The organism is Photobacterium swingsii, assembly GCF_024346715.1.
Taxonomy (GTDB): domain Bacteria; phylum Pseudomonadota; class Gammaproteobacteria; order Enterobacterales; family Vibrionaceae; genus Photobacterium; species Photobacterium swingsii.
In genome coordinates this window covers 1,463,121-1,482,742 of record NZ_AP024853.1, presented here as the reverse complement: position 1 = coordinate 1,482,742, position 19,622 = coordinate 1,463,121, and the positions used below count along the sequence as shown (strand labels likewise).

The following is a 19,622-nucleotide window of genomic DNA, read 5'->3' as shown; positions in this document are numbered from 1 at the left end:
TTAATCAGTATGCGGATTCTGTCAGGTAACCTTCTCCTTTGCTTCTTTTTGGGCGGCTAATATCCCCAAGTTCACTTACGACCAATAGTAAAAACCTTGGTCTATCAGCAGTAACACTCACTCCACACTGTTATTCTATACTTTGAATCTAGATGGTAATAAGCTGACATGATGACATCACAACCTCTCCAACCCATTCAGCCTTTATTACCTAAGGCCGTCGAACATTTGCAGCTTAATCACTGTAAAACAGTCGGCTGCTGTAACTATGGTTCTAAAAATATCGATGATTATGTGATTCAGCGAACTAACCCTGAACGTCCAACATTAGTATGTCGGGAGTGTGGTGCATTTCCGCCAGTGCTAAGTAATCAAGATGTTGTGGATGAGCTAACCCGTGTAAAAGTCACGCAAAGTAGTGGCTTACCCGCTTGCAGTAACCCGAAATGTGAGAACTTAGGCCTTGCGGTATTAACGCATCGTCACCTTTACCATGCCTTTGGTTACAGTGGTGATCGCCAACGCTATCGCTGTAAATGCTGCCAAGGCACCTTTGTTGATCGTTGGTCTGGCTTTAATAACAAGCATTTAGTGCAACAAAAACTGTTGGCGATGCTTTTTACTGGTTATGCTATTCGCGATATCTGTCGCCGCCTCAGCATGAACCCTAAAACCTTTTACGATCAACTGTCTCATATCGCCAGTCGTTGTCGTCGCCAGCTTGCGATGTTTGATGCGCGCCTCTTCAAACATGCGCAAAACCTCTCGCTTGCGTCTAATCTGACCACCTTGCAGCCTAAAAGTAGTAATGGGGTTTTGTGGATTTCCACCTGTGAAGCCACTTCGGGCTACGTGGTTGGGCAGCATTTAAACTATCAAGCAAGCGATCACGATGAGAAACACTTAGAGCATGACCCATTCCAAGTGGGAACACGCTTTATGGCACCGCCATCAGCATTACTCGAAACCAATACCACCCCACCTTCACAGGGTATTCTGGCACGCGTTGATAATAAATATCGTGAAGTATTATCACGTCCGCAACTCGAAGATCCTCTTAGCAATCAAGCGCGTATTAACTACCCAACGAAAGGCTGTTTAATTCGCCCACAATACACTGTGTATGCACACTATCTTCAGCTTGCTAGCCAACTGGAATACAACCAACAACTGGCGATTTTCATGCCACAAGAACCTTTGATGCGCTCGGCAGTGGTGTCTATCTTTTTGGATCGCATCAAGGCAAAAACCATTCACCCTATCTACGTCGAACAGGATGAACAGTGGCACTCTGACATGGAAGCTGATCGCATTGATATCGTCTTACTAGGTTGGTGGCGTGACCGCTGGGCATTCACCCGTAACAAAGATATCAGCAAGGGAATTTGTCACTTAGCTGGCGAAAAAGAAAACGAACGTTACTGGCTAAACACCGCAACAGATCGCGCGGTACTGCAATATCAACAACGCTTTCACGATCAATTCGCACAACTCGTCAATGAGCCACGCCGTAAATTGCGCCCTGCGGGTTTATTGCCATTACTCGACATTTACCGTGCTTGGCATAACTTATGTCGCCAAGATAGAACAGGTCAAACGCCTGCACAGCAAATGGGCCTCACCTCTGCACCATTAACATTAGAGCAATTGCTTAACTAAGCACTAGTCTTAGTAGAAAGAATCATTACTGACGCCTAGCTTCAAATCCATACTGCCACCTTGTTGTAAAAGGTGGCTAGCCTCACCATTATTACCAACCTGTAAAAGTCATTTATAAAAAGCGCAGATTATCATTTTATAATAAACAATTAAACTAGCCCTTCTTTATCGACAAGTATGAATTTGAGGCTTTTATGGGTTGGTTATTTCTTCTTTTAGGTGTGATGGCAGAAGCAACGTCACATGTAGCATTGCGTGCAACTAATGGCTTTACCAACTTATTACCCAGTAGCATAGTCGTACTTGGTCACTTACTGGCTTTCCTTTTTTTAGGGCAAGCAATGCGTTCTCTACCTGTTGGTATTGTGCACGCAATGTGGGCTGGTATGGCTATCGTATTAGTTACAGCAATGTCTAGTATTATCTACAAGCAACATCTGGATGCGAAAGTATGGCTTGGCATGGTCGTGGTCGCCATAGGTATCGCGATTATTAATTTGTCAGGCGCCCCTCATAGCCATTAATTTTCGCCTACCAGAAGCAAGATTCTTATGCCAGCCTGAGCGCTTAAATAACGCATAAGAATCCCACCCTAAATATGGGCGGCCCCAAGCGAATAAGCAACAAAGTGAGCAGGATTGCTGTTACGCCGCCCTCAGTAACAACAGCAGAATGATGAATTGCTCACAGATTTTTGAACTGACCGCAAAATTATCTCGATTACCTCGCGCCGCCTATATTCATGCTGATATATTTGTTTACAAGATGTTAAATAAAACACGTATCAATTCATCAGCATTCGCAGTAGGGATAGTCGGACATGCAGTTTTTCCCAAACCGTATTAAACCCATCTTATTAGCCAGTATGTTATGCGTAGGCATATTGCCTGCATTTATGTACAGCTGGACCAGCAGTGAAAAACTGTCTTCAGTCGCATTGGAACAAATCGCTACAGGCATGATCAGCCGAACCACAATAGCAGCGCAAAACCTTGACGATCTTATTCAGCACCATATCACTGAGCTCAGTGATATTGCGCAATCCCCCTTGCTCACATCGTCCCCCTTAATTTCAGCGTCACCAGCTATTATCAACACCTACCTTCAGCAATTAACAGCTGGTGAATCCGTTTACAATGCTATTCATCTCATCGAAAAAAGTACGCTTTATTCAACGCCTAGCTATCAAGTTATCGACTCTTCGCATCAGGGTGTGGTTAACCTTAGCCAAGAAGTCGCTAAATTCAGTATCGATAACTTTGATCAGTTAGAACAGCAGTACTTACGTTCAGGTAAAAAAGTCTATTTGTTTGTGCCACCTAACATTGCACAAGCACCTTGCTTATTTTTAATCACTCGCGTCGTAGATAGTGCAACGACTCGTTATCTTTTGGTGGAATACCGCTTAAGTGAAATCAATGATCGACTACGTTTTTTAGGCAAACAAATCAGCGATACCGATTTTGCTTTTATTGTTAACGATCAAGGGGAGACAATGCTTGCAGGTGACTATCAAGGCCAAGCACTGCAAACTTTCGCCGATTTCAAGTTCAACCTAAAAGCGCAAAACATTAGTACTGCTCAGCCACAAATTATCCAGTACAAAGACAGATACCAAGAGTCTTTTACAGCCACAGTAACCGCCATTGGTTCATTACAAGGCCCAGATTTACCGAATTGGTCTTTGGTCACTGTCACACCACAAAAAACCGTAACCAGCTCTATTGATGCCCTGCAACACTATTTTATGTTGGCGTTATTGTTTACGGCATTAGTGATCGTCATTCTTTCCGTGGTATTAACTAAACGCATCACAGCACCACTGGCAAAATTGTCACGGTTTGCTGCTCAATTTAAATTAGGTAACTTTTCAGGGAGTGATAATTTTAAAGGCCCCCATGAGTTTCAAGTACTGCACGATGCGCTAAACCAAGGTGCAGAACGTATTGCTTACGACACCAATCGCCTTAATCAAGCGTTACACAAAGCCAAGTCTGCTGATCAAGCAAAATCCGCTTTTTTAGCCAACTTATCTCATGAAATCCGCACCCCAATGAATGGGATGTTAGGCTTGTCACAACTGCTATTAAAAACCGAGCTAACGCGTGAGCAAGAGCATCACCTCAACACACTACTCGACTCTGGTAAGCATATGATGTCTTTACTTAACGACATCTTGGATTTTTCTAAAATAGAGCAAGGTCAGCTTAAACTCGATCCCACTCATTTCTGCTTTACCGACTTGGTTGGCACTATAGAAAGTACCTATCATTCATTAGCCAAAGAAAAAGGCATCGCCTTTCACATTCATTGTGAATTAGACAAAAGTGCATGGTTTTATGCTGATAAAGCGCGTATTCGTCAGATTCTATTTAACCTGATCAGTAATGCGATTAAGTTTACTGAAGAAGGGGAAGTTAATGTCACCTTACGCCTTCAAGATAGCCAAGAGAAAAATGGCAAACAACTCACCATTATCACCCAAGATAGCGGGATCGGTATCGCGCCCGATCGGGTTAACCAAATTTTCGACCCCTTTGCACAAGCTGAAATTTCAACCAGCCGTCGATTTGGTGGCACAGGGCTTGGATTAAGTATCGTTCGCCAACTTGCTGAACTCATGCATGGGGAAGTCAAACTTGATAGTACCGAAGGAAAAGGGTCTACGTTTACCGTCAACCTCATGCTACAAGCCGGCCATTATGAACCTCAGCAAACACCAGAGGTCAGTTTTGATCAAAGTGCGTTTCAACATCTAAAAGTATTGATTGTCGAAGATAATCACTTAAATACGCTGATCATTGATTCCTTCCTCAAACAACGAGGTTTCACCACCACCGCAGTAGAGAATGGTGCTGAGGCGCTGAATATTTTACAGCATCAGTTATTCGACGTTATTTTGATGGATAACCACATGCCAGTCATGGACGGTATTGAAGCAACAAGACGGATCAGACGCTTACCATCAGATACCTGCAAAGTACCTATTTTTGCCTGTACCGCAGATGTCTTTGAAGAAACCCAACGCAACATGATGGCTGCGGGAGTAGATTGCGTGATCACCAAACCACTTGATGAACGCAAACTGCTTGATGCCTTACAACGCTTTAAACATAAAATATCGGCAATGGCTGAGCTGCGCCTTGCTAATGAGACTAAACAATTACGAGATGAAGCACCAAGCGTAGACCTTGGCTTTCAAAATCAAGCGTTACAAGTACAGTCAAAACAAAGTAGTCCAACTATCATCAGCGCACCCGATACTTCTTCATCCAAACACACATCGGCGAAGCAGGACCAAGTTCTTAGTGATAACTACCAACACGTCGATCTATCTGAATTGCTTGCAATGATGGATGGTGATCACGAGATTGTTCAAACCTTCTTAATGATGTTTGCAACTGAACATGCCAACGATGTTAATAAATTAGAGCAAGCACTCGCTGAACAAGATTTTAGTCAGGCAATTCTCATTAGCCACTCTTTAAAAGGAGCTTCAGGCAGTATCTGTGCAGACGGTGTACGCCAAGCTGCCATCATTGTTGAGAAACAGGTAAAAACCCATACCCTGCCGCAGGAAGACGATCTCATCGAGCTGCGTAAACAGCTCACAATCCTGATCCAGGAAATCCATGAACACACGCTAAATGAAATGGAAAACAGCGTTTAACCATGCGCATATGATCACCAACAAGATCAAATGCTCAATAAAAATTGTTTGAGTCAACTCGAAGAAAAAGTTCGAAACAGGGTGGACACGAATAAAATGACAAAAAACAGCGAATAAATGAGATCAAAGCACGGTTTACCATGCTTTATAATTGACAGAATATGCCAAAAAGATAATTATCATTCCATCAATTGCTCTCGAGCAAACCAAATGTTCACACAGTGATTTTTTGGTACAAACATAAAATGTCGCGATGCTGTAAAGATAATCTTGTTAATCAATATCTGAACTAGCATTGAGACAAGTCCAATACGTAAAAGGTTGATAGATATGAGCACTAAACTAGAACAATTGCGCGCGCTTACTACTGTTGTTGCTGACACAGGTGACATTGAAGCAATCAGCAAGTACAAGCCTGAAGACGCAACAACGAACCCTTCGTTGATCCTGAAAGCCGCTCAAATCGCTGAATATGCACCTCTTATTGATGCATCGATTGCTTATGCAAAAGAGCAAAGCAACGATAAAGCACAACAAGTACAAGATACTTGTGACATGCTAGCAGTCAGCATTGGTAAAGAAATTCTTAACGTTGTACCTGGTCGCATCTCAACAGAAGTTGACGCTCGCCTTTCATACGACACAGAAGGCAGCATTGCTAAAGCACGCCAACTGATCAAAATGTACAACGATGCTGGCATCACTAACGACCGCATCCTGATCAAACTAGCTTCTACTTGGGAAGGTATTCGTGCAGCGGAAGTTCTAGAAAAAGAAGGCATCAACTGTAACCTAACGCTTCTATTCTCATTTGCTCAAGCGCGTGCTTGTGCTGAAGCGGGTGTATTCCTTATCTCACCTTTCGTTGGCCGTATTATGGACTGGTACAAAGCGAAAGAAGGCCGTGATTTCGAAGCACAAGAAGATCCAGGGGTTATTTCAGTATCTAGTATCTACAACTACTACAAAGAACACGGTTACAAAACTGTTGTTATGGGCGCAAGCTTCCGTAACATCGGTGAAATTCTTGAGCTAGCTGGCTGTGATCGCCTAACTATCGCCCCTCAACTTCTTGCTGAACTAGAAGCAGCTGAAGGTGAAGTAGTAGAGAAACTAATTGACTCTAACGGTACCAAAGAACGCCCAGCAGCAATGACACACGCTGAATTCCTATGGGATCACAACCAAGACGCAATGGCAGTAGAAAAACTGGCTGAAGGTATCCGTAACTTTGCGGTTGACCAAGGTAAGCTAGAAACAATGATTGCTGACCGTCTATAAGACTAAAACCTATTTCAGAAAGCGGCCTAAAAGCCGCTTTCTTATTTTTATCGTTTTTTGTTTCAAACAAATTCTATAGTGGAAACCAATATGGAACGTAAAGTATTAGCAAATGCAATCCGTGCCCTAAGCATGGACGGCGTACAACAAGCAAACTCTGGCCACCCGGGCGCACCTATGGGCATGGCTGATATCGCTGAAGTATTGTGGCGCGGCCACATGAACCACAACCCACAAAACCCTGAGTGGGCTGATCGCGACCGCTTCGTGCTGTCTAACGGTCACGGTTCAATGCTAATTTACTCTCTACTTCACCTGACGGGTTACGATCTTTCTATCGACGATCTGAAGAACTTCCGTCAATTGCATTCTAAAACACCAGGTCACCCTGAATACGGTTACGCACCGGGTGTTGAAACAACAACAGGTCCTCTAGGCCAAGGCATTACTAACGCAGTGGGCATGGCGATGGCTGAAAAAGCCCTTGCTGCACAATTCAACCAAGAAGGCCACGACATCGTTGACCACAACACATACGTGTTCATGGGCGATGGCTGTCTAATGGAAGGTATCTCTCACGAAGCATGTTCACTTGCTGGCACGCTAGGTCTGGGCAAGCTGATCGCGTTCTGGGATGACAACGGCATCTCTATCGATGGTGAAGTGGAAGGTTGGTTCTCTGACGATACGCCTAAGCGTTTCGAAGCGTACGGCTGGCATGTTATTCCTGCGGTTGATGGTCACGATGCTGACGCAATCAACGCTGCGATTGAAGCGGCTAAAGCAGAAACAGGTCGTCCAACGCTTATCTGTACGAAAACCATCATCGGTTTTGGTTCGCCAAACAAAGCGGGTTCACACGATTGTCACGGTGCACCACTAGGCGCTGAAGAAATCGCAGCAGCACGTGAATTCCTTGGTTGGAACCACGGTCCTTTCGAAATCCCAGCTGACATTGCAGCTGAGTGGGATGCGAAAGAAGCAGGCGCAGCAAAAGAAGCAAGCTGGAACGAGAAGTTCGCAGCGTACGAAGCGGCTTACCCTGAGCTAGCAGCAGAATACAAACGTCGTGTAAACGGTGAGCTACCTGCACAGTGGGAAGAAAAAGCATCAGCAATCATTGCCGATCTTCAAGCGAACCCAGCGAACATCGCTTCACGTAAAGCCTCACAAAACGCACTAGAAGCGTTTGGTGCGATGCTACCAGAATTCATGGGCGGCTCGGCTGACCTTGCGCCTTCTAACCTGACTATGTGGTCGGGTTCTAAATCACTAACAGCCGCTGATTTCTCGGGTAACTACATCCACTACGGTGTACGTGAATTCGGTATGACAGCAATCATGAACGGTATTGCGCTGCACGGTGGTTTTGTACCATACGGTGCAACTTTCCTAATGTTCATGGAATACGCGCGTAACGCAATGCGTATGGCTGCGCTAATGAAAGTGCAAAACATCCAAGTTTACACTCACGATTCAATCGGCCTAGGCGAAGATGGTCCTACTCACCAACCGGTTGAGCAAGTGTCTTCTTTACGTCTAACGCCAAATATGAGCACATGGCGTCCATGTGACCAAGTTGAATCAGCAGTGGCTTGGAAACTGGCTATCGAACGTAAAGATGGCCCAACATCGCTAATCTTCTCGCGTCAAAACCTTGCACAACAACCACGTGATGCTGAACAAGTAGCGAACATCGCGAAGGGTGGCTACATCCTGAAAGATTGTGAAGGCAAGCCTGAGCTAATTCTTATTGCGACAGGTTCTGAAGTTGAACTAGCAGTAGAAGCAGCAGCGCAACTCACAGCTGAAGGCCGTCAAGTTCGCGTTGTTTCTATGCCAGCAACAGACGTGTTCGATAAGCAAGATGCTGCTTACCGTGAAGCTGTACTACCAGCAGACGTAACAGCTCGTGTGGCTGTTGAAGCAGGTATTGCTGACTTCTGGTACAAATACGTTGGTTTCGGTGGCAAGATCATCGGCATGACAACATTTGGTGAGTCTGCACCAGCAGGTGAGCTATTCAAAATGTTCGGTTTCACGACTGAAAACGTTGTGAACACAGCAAAAGAACTACTAGCGTAATAATCAATACAGCGTTAAGTGACATCACTTAACGCTGTTTATTTCGCTATACGAATACTAAAAATAAAAGTTCTAACTTTCTTCAGATAGCTAGAACGGAATCCCTTCTTATATTGCCGAACTTTTGTTCGGCTTTTTTATCTTATATTTACCCGCTCCAAACAAAAAGCCCCAGCAGCAGCTGAGGCATGGGTTCAATATCTGATTTAAGCTCTCTCGTATACGCCCCTAGTTTAAGAGCATGATTTACTGAAGAGATGCAGAAACGCCATATCGACTATTTGCTCACGTCGATAATCTCTAAATTATCTGGTGCAATGCGGTGTGAACCTTCCACATACTGACCACTACTCAATGAGTACTCAACAAATGAAGCGGCCTGCACGGCTAATTCAGTTGCCGCAGAATCAACAGAACCATAGTCACTATTGCCTTCGGTTTCTGATGTTGTCAGCGTCCCCGCTCCAATATTATGAGTCCCCGTTAGGAAACGAGTGAATGAACGATCAGTGCTATTTAAGGTGTTCTTAAGGCCGTAGACTTCTTCAAGTGGCGTTGCGCCTGCTAATGGAAACTCAGTGTTATTCAAAGAGTAATAGGGCTTAAATGCCGAGCCATTAAAACACCCCATATCTTGGCTCGATTCAGCCCCTTCAGAGTCCGTTGCACGTTTGCACACTTCATACATAGTCGGCTCAGCATACTCTACCTTGATCGGCACAGTTTGATCGGCTGTTGTAAGGTAATTACCAGCAATATCCTGTAACTCAGGCTGTTGCGAAATACTCCCCGTCACCGAAAACGATAGCAGTGGTTTGTCTTGTAGCTCAGTACCATAATTCAGCGGATCTACCGTATCAACGACAGCTTGCATTAAGTACTGAAATTCACTGAAATAAGCTTTCGCAACCTCATCTGACTTCGCTTTGTATTCAACAGGGTTTAACTCCGCGTACTGTCGAACTGCGTCGATGCCTTCAAGACCAAGTTCTGTCGCCATACGCTGATGGAACTCGGGCATGGCTTTGATTGCAGGCGGTACTTCACTGTGACCAAGCCACACTGAATTCATCAAAATACCACCGATTCCGCCCCCAGGGTTGGCAAGAATAGAACCGTTTAACGCAAGATCGCTATCGGCAACAATGCCGCTAAAACTTGCGCCTGCAATAGCGCCCATAGAGTGGCCCATGACATACACATTCTGGCTATCAAAGCTATCTGTAGCAGGAATGGTCGGATACTCGAACGTGATGCCGTTTTCCAGCGATGCACGTAGGTTGATCAGATCTGCGATGCTTTGGCGTAAATTATCGCGCGAAGTCAGCAATGCATCTGCTTTCAAGAAGTTCTTCACATCCGCTTGTTCATGCCCACTAAATAGGCCACGCAAAGATTGGCTAACATTCACGTCATAACTACCGTCACCATCAAAATCGACAGCACGGGTATTATGCAGTGGGTGATCAATCGCAATAACGGCATAGCCTTGATTCGCCAGTTCAGCTTGAACAAAGCTATCTAACAATAACATGCCACCGTTACCAAACTCTTTAGCAGCCGTAATACCATGCGCAAACAATACGACTGGCCAGCCATCATTCGGCATTGGTGTTCGCTCTGGGTTAGGCAGCACAACTTGCACATTGAGTTGTTGGGTGGCTGACTTTTCAGGTCGTAAAGGATCTCGGATTGTCCCTGTCCCTACCACATTCCATGTACTGTAAAGCGACTGACAGCTGTCACGGGTGAAACGGTAGCTCTCAAAGTAGCTTTCATCTTCCTCAACCTTAATACCATCCGTTTTAAACCAAAAACGGGCATCAGCTTGATTGTTACTGTCCACTGAACAATTAGCACTTGTCATCGCTGTTGAATCAGCAAGGTAATAAGGCAGTTTAACCCTCGCTTGTAGTTTACGAACGCACTCAACGAGTAAACCATCACCAAAGTTACTTTCACAGAAGTTAGGATCAATGTCTGGGTTACCAATGATACCGCCAACCACTCGCCCCACTATGGTATCGAGCACTTGTGGCGGTAAACCTGCACCGACAAGGTGTTCTTCTGGTACATCACTCGACACCAAGCCATTAGCGTCCGCCTCTGGTTGTTTAGCTAATGACTTTAATACTTTACCAATAGATTGGGTGTAGATACCTGCAATATAAAAAGTATTCGCAGCTGTTATCGATTCATCTGCCAACTCGGTAAACAAGGCTTCTGTCTGCGCCTTATAAGCTGCTAACACGGGATCAGTTTGGTCATTATTGAGTAAATCATTAAATGCAACGGATGGTTTAACCGCATCGCCATTGGTGCTTTTCAGGCCATTTGATACCACTAAAACATGCTGAGTTGCCGCCGCAAAAGGACGTAGCGGTAGAACTTGGAGGTGATTAAATTCAGTCGCTTGTACTGTAAAATCTTTACCGTATTTCAGCTCACCATAACCACTCAAAGGAAACGAGCGCTCCGCAAACAAACGTACATTGTCTTTAAAGGTGTTGGCATCAAGCTGTGATACATCACCTGTCATCGCTAATGAAAACGGCGCTGTGGTTGACCAACCATCGAGATCTTCTAACGCACACTTAGTCGCATTTTCAATCCTAGTTTCTGTCGTGGCACCATCATTGGTCTCACCACACCCAAAAATCACTAATTTTTTGTCCGCGCTTTGAACGGCATCTTTACCCCAAAAATACAGGTCATTTGGCATCGGCAGGTTGGCATCATTAGCAATTTGTTTACTGTTTTCTAGCCCAAATGAAAATTGTAAATTCGCCGGTAATAACTTCTCTTCGCTATTATTATCATCAGATGAATTACAAGCCGTTAGTGCACCAGCAGCTAATGCCACAACCATGGCTTGAGTCAGTAAATTCTTTTTCATAATATTCTCTCTTTCATACTCTGCTCCGATGGCAGAGCAAAGTATTACTAGAAGGTGTAGGAGTATTGGATGGCGTATAACATGGCGTTACTGGTGGTGGTTTTGAAGAAAAGCCCTTCTTCTTCAATAATTTCACCAGTCTCACCCTCAAGGTAAGTCAAACCAAAGTCGAACTGGTGATCACCACGATAATAAGAAAGACCTGCGGAGTACCACATCCGATCTGAATCAGGAATACTGGCGGTAACATGTTGATCGGTTGGTGTTTCATCGTAAGCAACACCTGATCGTACTGTCCAGTGAGGGGTTATCTTATAAGTTGCCCCTAATGAGTAACGGTTAGAGTCTTTCCACTCTTCAGGCTTTTGTAGACACACTTTGTCGCTCTCACCCGCATTGCTACATTCATTACCTTTTGAGGTCGCTTTTATTTCTTGGAAGCTACTCCAGCCTATATGCACCCAGCTATAGTGAACGGCAAACTCATGGGTTAATTGATGGTAACCAGATAACTCAATGATTGATGGTAAGTTTAACGTCAGTTCACCATCAACATTTTTGACATAATCAAGTTTCGCGTTGTCAGTATTCATCTGAACACCACTGAATTCGCCACTCATATCGATGTCTGACGCACCGGTATAAGCTAATCCCCAGCGGTGATCTTCATTCAATTTGTAAACAGCACCGACTTTGTAACCAAATCCAATGCCTGTTCCCTCAAGGCTGGCAAATACATCGGTTTCTCCACCTGTCACCATGCCAGCAATAGGCGAAAAACGATTTAGTTCAGCCTGTGCCAACAGTAAGCTCGCACTCACCCCTAGAGCTAATTGATCATTCACTTCATAGGCGATGCTGCTGTTTAAGTTAATAACGGTAACGGAAGTATTTCCCGCGATCACGCCAAACTCTTCATTCACTTCTTCACTGTATTCAGACGCTAAGCCGAAATCAGAATAAGAGCCAAATCCAAGGGTAATTTTGTCGTTGAGTTCATGGGTCATAAAGAAGTTAGGCACAAAAGCGGGGGGCGCAGCTTCATCTTCAAAAGCATCAACCGTTGTGCCTTTGCTAAATTCAATCTGAATATCAGGGTCAATATAAGCAATACCTGAACTAACATTCGTTCCTTGTAACATACTCATTGAAGCGGGGTTACGTGCCAATGTCGCCGCGTTATCTGCAATCACGGCTTCACCAGAAAATGCTCGTCCCAGCCCTGACGCGGAGTGCTCTGCTATTTGAAATCCCGCAGCAGAAGTCATGCCGCTCCATAAGCCCAGCGCGCCCAACAATACTTTTGTATGATCAATTTTCATCCGCTTTAGCCTTCACTCATTCTTCGTCCTACCAATCGCGCTTTGCCACATAGCAAAACACGAGATCGAGCCAAACTTACAGAATGAAGTACTATATATCAAATATCAGGGAGAAAAACTGTTAAGTGGATGATTCTAATTTAAGCTGTAACGTACTGTTTTAATGGATAAATAATATTGTCATTATATCAAATTAGACTTTTTACTCTAGCGCAACATAATGAATTAAATAGATAATTTTAATTAACATAATCATCAACCAAAAAACAGAGTAAAGGCAGTAAACGAAAAGAAAATAAAAACAAGCCGCATCAAAATTTGCTTATAATTTAAGCACCAATAAAAACCGACTCATCAGAGTCGGTTTCATTATTAGGTAAGATCACTGCTCTCCATCACGATCAATACTGATCAGCCTGGTTTAGGGGTCATTCGGATCCACAGTTCTTCACCACGCCACTGCGTTTTCCACACTGGTAACTGGATATCTTTCTGCTCAATACACTCACCTGTCGCTAATTGAAAGTGTTGTTTGTACAAGGGCGAAGCTACGCACAATTGACCTGCAATATCACCGACAATACCACGGCTGATCACAAAGGCTTTTCCTATTGGGTCCCAATTTCCTATTGCAAATACCTGCTCTTGTATCGATGGTAAATAAAACAGTGCGAGTTGCTGCTGTCCAACTAATGCGGCTCTACCCGACTCTGGAATAAGGTGTTCACGATGGCATACTTTCGTCCACATTATTGAACCTCCTTCAAAGGAATACGCTGACCACGAATACGTTGATAGCCTACTTGAGGTGTCGCAATGGCAGGATCTGTTTTTGTATTCACAAATTGAGTGAATCGCGCCAGCTTTTCTTCTGAGTTTAATGTGGTTTGCCACTCACACTGGTAGGTATTAATCACATGTGCCATCTGGCTTTCTAGTTCATCGGCAATACCCAGTTCGTCATCAATCACCACTTGTTTCAGGTAAGCCAATCCACCATCAACACTTTCGACCCAGACTGAAGTGCGTTGTAGTCGATCAGCGGTTTTGACATAGAACATTAAGAAGCGATCGATATACTGAATTAAAGTGGTTTTATCGAGATCCGATGCGAACAAGTTCGCATGTCGTGGTCGCATACCACCATTGCCGCCAACGTAAAGATTCCAACCATTTTCGGTCGCAATAATACCGATATCTTTGCTTTGGGCTTCCGCGCACTCTCGGGTACATCCTGATACCGCAAACTTTAACTTATGAGGAGAGCGTAGCCCTTTATAACGGTTTTCTAGCTCTATCGCTAAGCTAACAGAATCATCAACGCCGTAGCGACACCAAGTCGATCCAACGCACGATTTAACTGTCCGCAATGATTTCCCATAGGCATGCCCAGTTTCAAACCCAGCGTGGATCAGAGCCTCCCAAATAGCGGGTAATTGAGACAGTTGAGCTCCAAATAAATCGACCCGTTGACCACCTGTGATCTTGGTATAGAGGTCGAATTTTTGTGCCACCTGCCCTAACACAATCAATTTATCGGGGGTGATTTCGCCACCAGGAACACGAGGAACAACGGAGTAACTGCCATCTTTTTGAATATTGGCAAGAAAAGCATCGTTAGAATCTTGCAGCGGCTGATGGTGAGATTCCAACACATGCTCATTCCACAGTGAGGCAAAAATAGAAGCGGCAGTTGGTTTACAGATATCGCACCCCAAGCCTGTACCATATTTATCTACTAACTCTTCAAAGGTGCGAAGCCCTTCTACTTGGCACAGGTGGTACAAAGCCTGCCGACTATAAGCAAAGTGTTCACAAAGATGATCATTCACTTCCATGCCCATAGCGGCCATTTCATCATCAAGGATCGTCTTAACCATGGTGCCACATCCACCACACCCTGTACCTGCTTTCGTGCATTGTTTTAGCTCACCAAGATCATGACAACCCGCCTGCACTTTCGCCACCAGCTCTCCTCGGGTAACGTTATGGCACGAACAAATGATGGCTGCCTCATTTTGAGTCCCTAATAACATAGAGGTATCAAATAACAAATGCGCGGCATGGTCAGGTAAGGCCGTTTGGTTCAAGTAACACTGTAATAGCGCATCATAGTCGCTATTATCACCCACTAAGATGGCACCCAATAAGCGCTCACCCTTAGCATCGGTGATCAATTTTTTATAACTGCCCGCTTGGTTATCTTGCAGGACGACTTCTCGTGCACCTTTCGTTTGCATTTGCGCATCACCAATGGAAGCGACATCCACACCGAGTAATTTCAATTTGGTGCTCATATCCGCACCGCTAAAAGCTTTGTTTCCCCCCAGTAAATTATCAGCCGCAATACGGGCCATGGTGTAGCCTGGGGCGACTAAACCAAAGATACGTTGCTGCCACAGAGCACACTCGCCAATGGCATAAATAGCAGGATCGCTCGTTTGACAATGATCATTGATCACTATGCCGCCTCGCTCTCCCACATCGAGCTCTGCCAACCTTGCCAGTTGATCTTGTGGTCGGATCCCCGCCGAAAACACCAATACATCCACTTCTAACGGATCTCTGTCTTTAAAGGTCAGGCGATGTTTGCCAGTTTCACCATCACAGATAGATTCAGTCATCATAGAAGTGTGCACGGACACCCCAAGGTCACTCACTTTTTCCGCCAGTAACGCCCCTGCTCCTTCATCTAACTGCACAGGCATCAAGCGTGGTGCAAACTCAACCACATGGGTTTTAACGCCCAATAAACGTAATGCATTCGCAGCTTCTAAGCCGAGTAACCCACCACCAATAACGGCCCCTGTTCTAGCCCCATCACAAGCTTTACGAATGGCGCACAAGTCATCCAAAGTACGATAAACAAAGCAATTGTCACGATCATGCCCTTTAATCGGCGGTACAAATGGGGCCGACCCTGTCGCCAAAACCAACTTGTCATACCCAAGGATCACCTCACTGTCTAATTCAACCCGCTGTTGCATGCGATCAATCTGGGTGACACAACTGCCCAATATCAACTCTATCTTGTTATCTTGATACCATTGGCTATCACCTAACATGAGATCGCGATGATTTTTACCCGAGAACAATGACGACAACTGCACACGATCATAAGCAGCGTAGCGTTCTTCACCAATCACAGTGATATGAAACTGCTCTGTCGCACCTTGCTCCACCAACTGCTGCACTAAGTGATGACCCACCATACCGTTTCCGACGATAATTAAATGTTCCTTGTCCATGTAACCTCCTAAGCAACTTTCTGATTTTCGGCCGAGGTGATCGGTGCAACTTTGCGCTGCTTTTCATACAAAAAGCGCAGCACTTGCTGGCGAAGAAGCTGGTACGTGTCATCGTTAGCCAATTCAATCCGATTACGAGGCTTTGCAAGCTCAACGTCTACTACCTCACCGATGGTGGCGGCTGGGCCATTGGTCATCATCACAATACGATCCGACAGCAATACTGCTTCATCAACATCGTGGGTGATCATAATGACGGTGTTTTTCAATTCTGCTTGAATCGCCATTAGCGCATCTTGCAAATGAGCGCGAGTCAAAGCATCAAGCGCACCAAATGGCTCATCCATTAATAACACTTTGGGTTTCATGGCTAACGCCCGCGCTATCCCAACGCGCTGTTTCATCCCCCCTGAAATCTCATCAGGTCGTTTATCTGCGGCATGACTCATTTGAACTAAATCGAGGTAATGCATCACCCCAGATCGAAGAGCTTGTTTACTTCCCCCTTGGTTCACCTGTTTAAAGGCTAATTCCACATTCTGGTAAACGCTTAACCAAGGTAGTAGCGCATGGTTTTGAAACACCACAGCTCGGTCGGGGCCGGGACCTGAAACCTCTCGCTTACCCACAATCACGCCACCATCAGTGGGTATCTGTAGACCTGCAATTAAATCCAAAACCGTTGATTTACCACACCCCGAATGCCCAATTAACGAAATGAACTCACCTTGCTTAATGGTGAAATTGACATTTTGTAGTGCAACAAACTCACCTTTTGCTGTGGGGTAACGCATACCAAGCTGGGTGAGTTCTAAAAACGTTTTACTCACTGTGGTGCGCGCTTCTGGAGCTGTCTCATTGCTCATATTTTTAGCCATCGCTTTATCCTTCTTTGCTCTGATCACCCGCATCTAACGCAGCAGCTGTTGCTTGTTCCATGACACTTTCTTTTGTAGCGCGAGCATCCCGCGATCTAACAAGAGCCCAATCAAACCTATGGTTAATACCGCAACCATGATCCGCCCCAAAGAGGCCGAACTGCCATTTTGAAATTCATCCCATACAAACTTCCCTAAACCTGGATTTTGCGCCAGCATTTCAGCGGCAATCAGCACCATCCAGGCGATCCCCAATGACAAACGTAACCCTGTAAACATCATGGGCGTCGCCGAAGGTAAAACGATAGACCTAACATGCTGCAAGCCCGAGAGCTGTAAAACACGACTCACATTCATCAGGTCTTTATCTATATTGGCAACACCAACTGCGGTATTGATCAAGGTCGGCCACACACTGCACAGGGCAACAGTAAACAGTGAAATAACAAATGATTTAGGAAATAAGGGCTCACTGCTGACATACACCGCACTAACAACCATGGTGACTATGGGCAGCCATGCCAAAGGAGAAACGGGTTTGAGCAATTGAATAATTGGATTCACCGCCATGTATAAGCTGCTATTCATACCCAATAAAATACCGAGCGGAATTGCCATCATAGAGGCAAGCGCAAAACCACTGGCGACAGTCACTAAGCTGATTCCTATTTGGTCAAAGAAGGTGGGTTTTCCTGTATAAGGACGGATTTTCACTTTCGCATCAGGATTGGTAGCCAGCTTCTCCGCATTACGCTTTTCTTGACGCAACATAAAGGCTTCAGCTTTCTCTGCTTCGGCAAAATGCTCATCGACCAAGCGAGTAAATTGCTGATAAGTTTGCGTTGGACCCGGCAAAGCGCCTAATGAAGTTTGTATTTGCTTTGCGGTTAAGTGCCACACCAATAGAAAAACTAAAATACCAATCACAGGCAACAAGACTGTACGCGATTGATGTAGCACCATTTTCCTATTCGGTATCCGGCGTAAGAGTGCAATATTGTTTGACATAACTCCCCCCTTAGATCGCTTGATCATCTTTCAGCCCAATCGCAAACTGCTTCAAGTACGTATTAGGCAGCTTACCGTCATAGGTAATGCCATCGATAAAGTGAGTTTGTGGCGAACGGAAACCATCTTCCGTTTTAAAGTCAGGAAAATTAGTCGCTTTCATGCGTCCTTCTTTAAGTAACTCACTGACAGCAAATTGATAGATATCTGGACGGTACACTTGCTTCGCAATATCCATGTACCATTGGTCTGTTTGTTGGTGAGGAATTTGTCCCCAACGGCGCATTTGGGTTAGGTACCAAATGGCATCACTGTAATAAGGGTAAGTCGCGTTATAGCGAAAGAAGACGTTGAAATCAGGCACGGCGCGTTTGTCCTCTTTTTCATACTCAAAGGTCCCCGTCATGCTGTTGGCAATCACTTCTTCATCTGCACCAACATACTCACTTTTGGCCAGTATTTTCACGGCTTCAGCACGGTTAGCATTGTTATTTTCGTCTAACCAATGCGCCGCTCGAATCATTGCTTTAATCACCCGAATATGAGTGTTAGGGTATTTTTCCGCCCAGCGTTTCGACACGCCAAACACTTTTTCGGGATTATTTTTCCAGATCTCATAGTCGGTCACGACAGGTACGCCAATCCCTTTAAACACAGCTTGCTGGTTCCAAGGTTCACCTACGCAGTAACCTTTTATGGTGCCCGCTTCCATCGTCGCAGGCATTTGAGGAGGCGGGGTCACGCTCAACAGCACGTCTGCATCAAGCTGGCCGCTGTTATCACCTTTATGGGGAGCATAATAGCCAGGATGTAATCCACCAGCCGCTAACCAATAGCGAAGTTCATAGTTATGAGTGGAAACAGGAAAGACCATCCCCATGTTAAAAGCCTTCCCTTTATCCAGGTAAGACTCCACCACAGGCTTTAATGCCGTTGCAGCTATGGGGTGTATGATTTTTCCATCTGGATCTACCGCTAAGTTTGGCTTCATTTCTTGCCATACATCGTTAGAAACTGTGATGGCATTACCGTTTAAATCCATGCTATACGCCGTAATAATGTCAGCCTGCGTGCCAATCCCTATCGTTGCGCCCAATGGCTGCCCAGCCAACATGTGTGCGCCATCTAGCTGGCCATCAATCACCCTATCAAGCAGTACCTTCCAATTGGCTTGCGCTTCCAATGTGACATACAGCCCCTCATCTTCGAAAAAGCCCTTTTCATAGGCGACGGCTAGCGGTGCCATATCCGTTAGCTTAATGAATCCAAGCGTCAGATCTTCGCGCTCAGGCTCGCCAACAGCGGCGAACACAGGTAAAGCCAATGCTGCACTAAGACAGCACAGCCACTGAGAGATTTGCCTTGGGGGCGACCACATCCTTGTTTGCTTCATGCCTTACTCCTCTATGTCTAACAGTGTTTTGATTTAAAAATACTGAGATTAAAACCAAACAAAAAACGCCACTGCTTCTAAAAGAAACAGTGGCGTCTTTGCCAAGCTATCCTGCCCGCCGTTGAGCTTGAAAACTTGGTGAGCAATGGAAACCATCGCGTTATATTTTTTTGAATTTCTTT

Annotated in this window: 12 protein-coding genes; 5 read left to right on the top strand and 7 right to left on the bottom strand. The window is 45.0% G+C overall.

The features are described from left to right. Positions 1-168: 168 nt before the first annotated feature. From OCU77_RS23735 to tkt, 5 genes are all read left to right on the top strand, one after another. Positions 169-1,659, top strand: coding sequence for a lactate dehydrogenase (locus tag OCU77_RS23735; protein ID WP_084711909.1), 1,491 nt, complete (start codon positions 169-171; stop codon positions 1,657-1,659). A gap of 194 nt (positions 1,660-1,853) precedes the next feature. After that, the gene (locus tag OCU77_RS23730; RefSeq protein WP_048900980.1) at positions 1,854-2,183 is read left to right on the top strand and encodes a DMT family transporter; all 330 of its coding nucleotides are present in this window, start codon (positions 1,854-1,856) and stop codon (positions 2,181-2,183) included. Positions 2,184-2,479: 296 nt separating this feature from the next. Next, positions 2,480-5,329 carry a hybrid sensor histidine kinase/response regulator gene (locus OCU77_RS23725; protein ID WP_107302965.1) on the top strand — a complete coding sequence of 950 codons (2,850 nt, stop codon included), beginning with the start codon at positions 2,480-2,482 and terminating at the stop codon, positions 5,327-5,329. Positions 5,330-5,659: 330 nt separating this feature from the next. Continuing rightward, a complete protein-coding gene (gene tal, locus OCU77_RS23720; RefSeq protein ID WP_048900981.1) occupies positions 5,660-6,610 on the top strand; it encodes a transaldolase in 951 nt (316 codons plus the stop codon). A 90-nt stretch (positions 6,611-6,700) separates the two neighbouring features. Continuing rightward, on the top strand, positions 6,701-8,695 hold the full coding sequence (gene tkt / locus OCU77_RS23715; RefSeq protein WP_107302966.1) for a transketolase: 1,995 nt from the start codon (positions 6,701-6,703) through the stop codon (positions 8,693-8,695). 277 nt (positions 8,696-8,972) lie between these two features. On the opposite strand, the gene OCU77_RS23710 is transcribed toward tkt, so the two are convergent. The 7 genes from OCU77_RS23710 to OCU77_RS23680 form a co-directional block, all read right to left on the bottom strand. Further along, complete coding sequence (locus OCU77_RS23710) at positions 8,973-11,591, bottom strand: alpha/beta hydrolase (RefSeq protein ID WP_048899684.1); 2,619 nt, start codon at positions 11,589-11,591, stop codon at positions 8,973-8,975. 47 nt (positions 11,592-11,638) lie between these two features. Further along, positions 11,639-12,913, bottom strand: coding sequence for an OmpP1/FadL family transporter (locus OCU77_RS23705; RefSeq protein ID WP_048899683.1), 1,275 nt, complete (start codon positions 12,911-12,913; stop codon positions 11,639-11,641). 411 nt (positions 12,914-13,324) lie between these two features. Next, complete coding sequence (nirD, locus tag OCU77_RS23700; protein WP_048899682.1) at positions 13,325-13,663, bottom strand: nitrite reductase small subunit NirD; 339 nt, start codon at positions 13,661-13,663, stop codon at positions 13,325-13,327. After that, on the bottom strand, positions 13,663-16,161 hold the full coding sequence (nirB, locus tag OCU77_RS23695) for a nitrite reductase large subunit NirB (protein WP_048899681.1): 2,499 nt from the start codon (positions 16,159-16,161) through the stop codon (positions 13,663-13,665). Before nirB ends, nirD begins: the two co-directional genes overlap by 1 nt. Positions 16,162-16,169: 8 nt before the next feature. Next, on the bottom strand, positions 16,170-16,991 hold the full coding sequence (locus tag OCU77_RS23690) for an ABC transporter ATP-binding protein (RefSeq protein ID WP_048899695.1): 822 nt from the start codon (positions 16,989-16,991) through the stop codon (positions 16,170-16,172). Between the two features lie 81 nt (positions 16,992-17,072). Continuing rightward, positions 17,073-18,047 (bottom strand): ABC transporter permease, encoded by a 975-nt coding sequence (locus OCU77_RS23685; RefSeq protein ID WP_048899680.1) that lies wholly within the window; start codon positions 18,045-18,047, stop codon positions 17,073-17,075. 10 nt (positions 18,048-18,057) lie between these two features. Then, positions 18,058-19,425, bottom strand: a complete 1,368-nt coding sequence (locus tag OCU77_RS23680; RefSeq protein WP_048899694.1) for a CmpA/NrtA family ABC transporter substrate-binding protein — start codon at positions 19,423-19,425, stop codon at positions 18,058-18,060. Positions 19,426-19,622 lie beyond the last annotated feature (197 nt).

What these genes read in the sequence shown, in the direction of transcription:
- OCU77_RS23735 (WP_084711909.1), top strand. Translation starts at nt 169, where the DNA reads ATGATGACATCACAACCTCTCCAACCCATTCAGCCTTTATTACCTAAG.
- OCU77_RS23730 (WP_048900980.1), top strand. Translation starts at nt 1,854, where the DNA reads ATGGGTTGGTTATTTCTTCTTTTAGGTGTGATGGCAGAAGCAACGTCA.
- OCU77_RS23725 (WP_107302965.1), top strand. Translation starts at nt 2,480, where the DNA reads ATGCAGTTTTTCCCAAACCGTATTAAACCCATCTTATTAGCCAGTATG.
- tal (WP_048900981.1), top strand. Translation starts at nt 5,660, where the DNA reads ATGAGCACTAAACTAGAACAATTGCGCGCGCTTACTACTGTTGTTGCT.
- tkt (WP_107302966.1), top strand. Translation starts at nt 6,701, where the DNA reads ATGGAACGTAAAGTATTAGCAAATGCAATCCGTGCCCTAAGCATGGAC.
- OCU77_RS23710 (WP_048899684.1), bottom strand. Translation starts at nt 11,591, where the DNA reads ATGAAAAAGAATTTACTGACTCAAGCCATGGTTGTGGCATTAGCTGCT.
- OCU77_RS23705 (WP_048899683.1), bottom strand. Translation starts at nt 12,913, where the DNA reads ATGAAAATTGATCATACAAAAGTATTGTTGGGCGCGCTGGGCTTATGG.
- nirD (WP_048899682.1), bottom strand. Translation starts at nt 13,663, where the DNA reads ATGTGGACGAAAGTATGCCATCGTGAACACCTTATTCCAGAGTCGGGT.
- nirB (WP_048899681.1), bottom strand. Translation starts at nt 16,161, where the DNA reads ATGGACAAGGAACATTTAATTATCGTCGGAAACGGTATGGTGGGTCAT.
- OCU77_RS23685 (WP_048899680.1), bottom strand. Translation starts at nt 18,047, where the DNA reads ATGTCAAACAATATTGCACTCTTACGCCGGATACCGAATAGGAAAATG.
- OCU77_RS23680 (WP_048899694.1), bottom strand. Translation starts at nt 19,425, where the DNA reads ATGTGGTCGCCCCCAAGGCAAATCTCTCAGTGGCTGTGCTGTCTTAGT.